The sequence below is a fragment of the Mycobacterium sp. genome (assembly GCF_049673265.1).
GTDB lineage: Bacteria > Actinomycetota > Actinomycetes > Mycobacteriales > Mycobacteriaceae > Mycobacterium.
Window position 1 is genome coordinate 1 of sequence record NZ_JBATXN010000305.1, and the last position, 4,397, is coordinate 4,397.

Annotated in this window: 6 protein-coding genes; all 6 read left to right on the forward strand. The window is 64.3% G+C overall.

What is annotated here, in order from left to right; all coding sequences use genetic code 11:
- Nucleotides 1-1,087: aromatic ring-hydroxylating oxygenase subunit alpha (locus tag WBF82_RS10745; protein ID WP_424383020.1), on the forward strand; the 1,087-nt coding region annotated here is incomplete at its 5' end.
- Between the two features lie 11 nt (nucleotides 1,088-1,098).
- Nucleotides 1,099-2,697 (forward strand): AMP-binding protein, encoded by a 1,599-nt coding sequence (locus tag WBF82_RS10750; protein ID WP_424383021.1) that lies wholly within the window; start codon nucleotides 1,099-1,101, stop codon nucleotides 2,695-2,697.
- Between the two features lie 16 nt (nucleotides 2,698-2,713).
- Nucleotides 2,714-3,139, forward strand: a complete 426-nt coding sequence (locus WBF82_RS10755) for a nuclear transport factor 2 family protein (RefSeq protein ID WP_424383022.1) — start codon at nucleotides 2,714-2,716, stop codon at nucleotides 3,137-3,139.
- 18 nt (nucleotides 3,140-3,157) lie between these two features.
- A complete protein-coding gene (locus WBF82_RS10760; protein WP_424383023.1) occupies nucleotides 3,158-3,688 on the forward strand; it encodes an FAS1-like dehydratase domain-containing protein in 531 nt (176 codons plus the stop codon).
- Complete coding sequence (locus tag WBF82_RS10765; RefSeq protein ID WP_424383024.1) at nucleotides 3,685-4,116, forward strand: MaoC family dehydratase; 432 nt, start codon at nucleotides 3,685-3,687, stop codon at nucleotides 4,114-4,116. Before WBF82_RS10760 ends, WBF82_RS10765 begins: the two co-directional genes overlap by 4 nt.
- Before the next feature lie 5 nt (nucleotides 4,117-4,121).
- On the forward strand, nucleotides 4,122-4,397 hold a 276-nt coding region (locus WBF82_RS10770), incomplete at its 3' end, for a maleylpyruvate isomerase N-terminal domain-containing protein (RefSeq protein ID WP_424383025.1).

Genomic DNA, 4,397 nt, shown 5'->3' on the forward strand with positions numbered 1-4,397 from the left:
AGACCCGTCGGAACGCGAGTTTGGGACGAGCGGCATCAGCCTGTCGCCGTACCGGTTCCCGACCGGGTGGTTCATCGTCGGTTTCGCCTCGGACCTGGCGGCCGGCGAGGTCAAACGAGCTCACTACTTCGGCCAGGAGATGGTGCTGTTTCGCACCGAGTCCGGCCAGTTGAACGTGCTGGACGCTTACTGCCAACACCTGGGCGCCAACATGGGCGTCGGCGGCACCGTCGAGGGGGAGAACATCGTCTGCCCCTGGCACGGTTGGCGTTGGCGTGGCGACGGCACTAACGCGTTAATCCCGTACAGCAAGATCGGCTGCAAGAACAACGTCCGCGTGCGCACCTACCACAGCACGGAGTGGTACGGCTTCATGCTGGTTTGGCACGAGCGGCACGGCCGAGCTCCGTACTGGCAACCACCGGTGCTGGCCGAATTGGAGACCGACGAGTACTACCCGCTGCATCCGCACACCAGGATGGTCAACCGCGTCAAGGTGCACGCACAGATGATCATCGAGAACGCAGCTGACCCTTATCACGTGCAATACGTGCACAAGGCCGCCAACCCCGCCACCACGGCATCGTTCGAAGTGTCCGGATATCACCTGCACGCGACGGTCAACGCGCATTTCGGCGGCGGCCGGGCGCAGACCTGGTTGACCCCGAACGGTCCGGTCGACGCCAAGATCATCTACGACAACTACTCGCTTGGGTTGGGTGTTGTTCGCTTCCCCAGCGAGTTGGTTGCCACCTGCCAAGTCACCGGGCAGACTCCGGTCGACGAGGATTACACCGACTACTTCTACACCCAGGCATCTATCCGCGAGCCGGGAGACACCGGCGACAAGCCCACCGGCCGCGCTGCGCGTTTCCTTGCTCTGCAGCAGGAAGTCATCAAGCAGGACTTCTTCACCTGGGAGAACATGAAGTACCTGGAGAAGCCGAACCTCGCCCCCGAAGAAGCCCACGACTATGCGGCCCTTCGCCGCTGGGCGCACCGCTTCTACCCGGACGAACAGGCTTCGCCGAACGACTTCGGTTACACCGCTGACGGTGAGCCTGACCCGGCGGCTGCCCAGGTCTGAGAAGGAGCCCGATGTCCCGCGTGCCGGCTGGGTCGGCACCCGCTTGCGGCGGAAAGCCCATCAGCCCAGCTGATTTCGGTGTCGAGCGGTTCAGCGTCGCGGCGATTCTCGAGCGTCGTGCCGAGCAATTTCCCGACCGGGTGCTGATGTCGATCGCCGGGGTCGACGTGACCTTCGAGCAGATGCGGCGGCGGTCCTGCGCAGCGGCCAACGCTCTGCTGGACTTGGGGATCCGGCCGGGAGATTGCGTCGGGCTGTTTACCGCGACGTGTCCGGAGTGGATCTATTTCTGGTTAGGCGCCGCGCGTATCGGCGCCGTTACGGCGGCGGTCAACGCCGCCAACAAAGGTGATTTCCTGCTGCACGCGCTTCGCGTGTCGCGGGCTAAGGCAGTGATCACCGATACCGAACGGCGAGCCAGGGTCGCCGAGGTGGCTGAACAGCTACCGGAGCTTAGCAGCGTTGTCGTGCAAGGTGATTGGCCGTTGCTGGAGGCCACCGGCGTCGCGGAGGAGTACGTCGGCGATGTCGGGGATGTCGGGTCGCTGTTCTTCACATCGGGCACAACTGGGGCTTCGAAAGCTGTTGCCACCACATGGCATTACCTGTTCAGCACGGCTGCGACAGCTGCGTCGGCCTGGGAGTTCGGAGCCGGCGAGGTGCTGTGGACGGCGATGCCGCTGTTTCATCTCAGCGCGGCGCCGTCCGTGTTGGCGCCGATGCTGGTCGGCGGGACAACGGTGCTGGCGCCGGCGTTTCATCCCGCGACGGTATGGGACGAGGTGCGCGCCTGCGGCGCTGTCGGATTTGCCGGTGCGGGCGCGATGGTTTCGATGCTGTGGAATCAGCCGTCCGATGCCCGTGACGCGCAGTTGCCACTGCGGTTCATCTCCGCGGCGCCGATTGACGCGTCGGTATATCGCGACATCGAGAAGCGCTACGACTGCCGGATCGTCACCATGTACGGGATGACTGAGGCCTTCCCGATCGCGGTGAAAGGTGTTGCCGAGGAGGGCGTGCCCGGAACATCCGGCCGGCCCAATCCCAGTTTCGACGTGCAGATTGTCGACCCGGACGGCGCGCCGCTTCCGGACGGATCGGTGGGGGAGATCGCCTGCCGGCCGCGCTACCCATACGTGATGAGCGAAGGGTATGTGAACGGTGACGGCGGTATCGACCGGCACCCGCCGTGGTTTCGCACCGGCGACCTCGGCCTGCTCGACAGCGACCGGAACCTGACTTACGTCGACCGGGTGAAGGATTCGCTGCGGCGCCGTGGGGAGAACATCTCGTCGGTCGAGGTCGAGGCCGTGGTGTTGGGTCATCCTTCGGTGCTCGAGGCGGCGGCGGTCGGCGTGCCCAGCGACCTCGGCGAGGACGACATCCTGCTGGTCGTTGCGCTGCGACCGGAGTGCACGCTGGATTACCCTGAGCTGCTTGACTTTTGCAGCGCCCGGATGCCGTACTTCTGTGTGCCACGATACGTGGAGATCGTTAGCGAGCTGCCCAAGACCATTATCGGACGGGTCCGCAAAGACGTCCTTCGCGCCCGAGGCATCGGACCCGGAGCGTGGGACCGAGAAAGCCACGGATACATCGTCAGTCGTTAGAACAAGGAGAGAACAGATGGCCATGACTTACCAGCAGCAGTTCGTCCTCGACGGCGCGGCGGGACGCGATTCCATCCTGAATGTGACCGCGCAGCACAACCGATGCTATTCCGACGGCGACCGCAACGGTTGGATCGCCACATTTCGCCACGCCGGTGCCCGATTCACCCGCGACGGTGAAGAATTCACCGACCTGAGCGCTGCCTTCGACGGGGGGAGGGGACGGCTGGTCACCGTCGATCACGACATCACCGTCGACGGCGTCAACGCAACGCAGCATTGCGTCGCTTTGCTTTTCGCCGCCAGTGGCGATGGCGCTACCGCTTTGCGTGCTACCGGAACCTATCGGGACCAACTCATCTACGAACGCGGCGGCTGGTACTTCACGTCCCGCGAGCTGCAATGGGATTCGGTGTCGAACGGTCATAAGCTCTCGGTGTGACTGAAGCGGGCACCCTGGATGACAGCACCCATCAGCTACCCTCTGGCGTTTGGCACCTACGAGGATGCCCTGCGGATGGTCGGTGTGGCGAGCGAGCCAAGGACTGCGGGAACCATGGTCAGTGCTGCCCGGATCCAAATGTTCGCCGCCACAGTGCGTGACGCCAACCCGTCGTACTGGGACACCGAGTTCGCCACGCGCACCTGGGGCGGGTTGTTAGCACCGCCGGCGCTGCTTATGGGGTGGCTGGTACCGCCGCCGTGGGAACCGACCGAGCGGCCGCCGGTATCCGCGAGCGCGCTGCGGGTGCCGTTGCCCGGCACCACGTTCATCAATGCGGCTAACGAGGCCGAATTTCCGCTGCCCATCGTCGAGGGCGACCGGCTCACCGTCGTCGAGCAAGTGGTATCGGTTTCACCGGAGAAACGAACCCGACTCGGAGTCGGCCACTTCGTCGAAACACTGGACACCTACACCCGGCAGGACGGCGCGGTGGTCGCCACCAACCGGAATACGCTGTTCCGCTTCACCCCCGAGACACCGTCATGACCCTGAATTGGGAGGCGATCAGCGCTGGGGTGGAGCTGCCCGAGGTACGTGACGAGATCAGCTATCAGCGGGTGGTGATGAATTCCGGAGCAACGTGGGATTACTTTCCCGGGCACTTCGATCCCACTTACGCCGAAAGTCAAGGGCATCCAGCGATTTTCGTCAACACCATGCACCTCGCCGGTTTTGCCGACCGCATCGCGACCGATTGGGCCGGGCCGGACAGCAGGGTAGTGCGCCGCAAGCTGAGGCTGACCGGTTCGATCTATGCCGGCGACACGATGGTGGGCCGGGGACGGGTCGTCGCCAAGCGATGCGACGCAGACGTCGACCCGCTGCGCTACCTGGTCGATGTGCAGATCGAGGTGACCAACCAACGCGGCGAGCTGTGCTGTCCGGTCGAACTCACCCTGCAGCTGCCCGGGTAGCTGCGATGGCCGAGGCTTTGGGCGAACGGCATTTGGCGGTATGCCGAAGATTTGGCGAGTCGGTTCGCGCCGCCGACGGCAAATGGGATCGGCGGTCGCCCTGCGATGCGTGGGATGCCCGGGGAGTGCTGGAGCACGTCATCGGCTTTCACGACGTGCTGCTGTTGCGACCGCTGGGACTCAAGCCGCACCGCCCACGTGATGATCCACAGCTGCGCTGGCAGCTGACCTACGACCAACTGGTAAAGGTGTTCGAGTCCGGTCAACTGGACGCGATCGCG

What these genes read in the sequence shown, in the direction of transcription:
- WBF82_RS10750 (WP_424383021.1), top strand. Translation starts at nt 1,099, where the DNA reads ATGTCCCGCGTGCCGGCTGGGTCGGCACCCGCTTGCGGCGGAAAGCCC.
- WBF82_RS10755 (WP_424383022.1), top strand. Translation starts at nt 2,714, where the DNA reads ATGGCCATGACTTACCAGCAGCAGTTCGTCCTCGACGGCGCGGCGGGA.
- WBF82_RS10760 (WP_424383023.1), top strand. Translation starts at nt 3,158, where the DNA reads ATGACAGCACCCATCAGCTACCCTCTGGCGTTTGGCACCTACGAGGAT.
- WBF82_RS10765 (WP_424383024.1), top strand. Translation starts at nt 3,685, where the DNA reads ATGACCCTGAATTGGGAGGCGATCAGCGCTGGGGTGGAGCTGCCCGAG.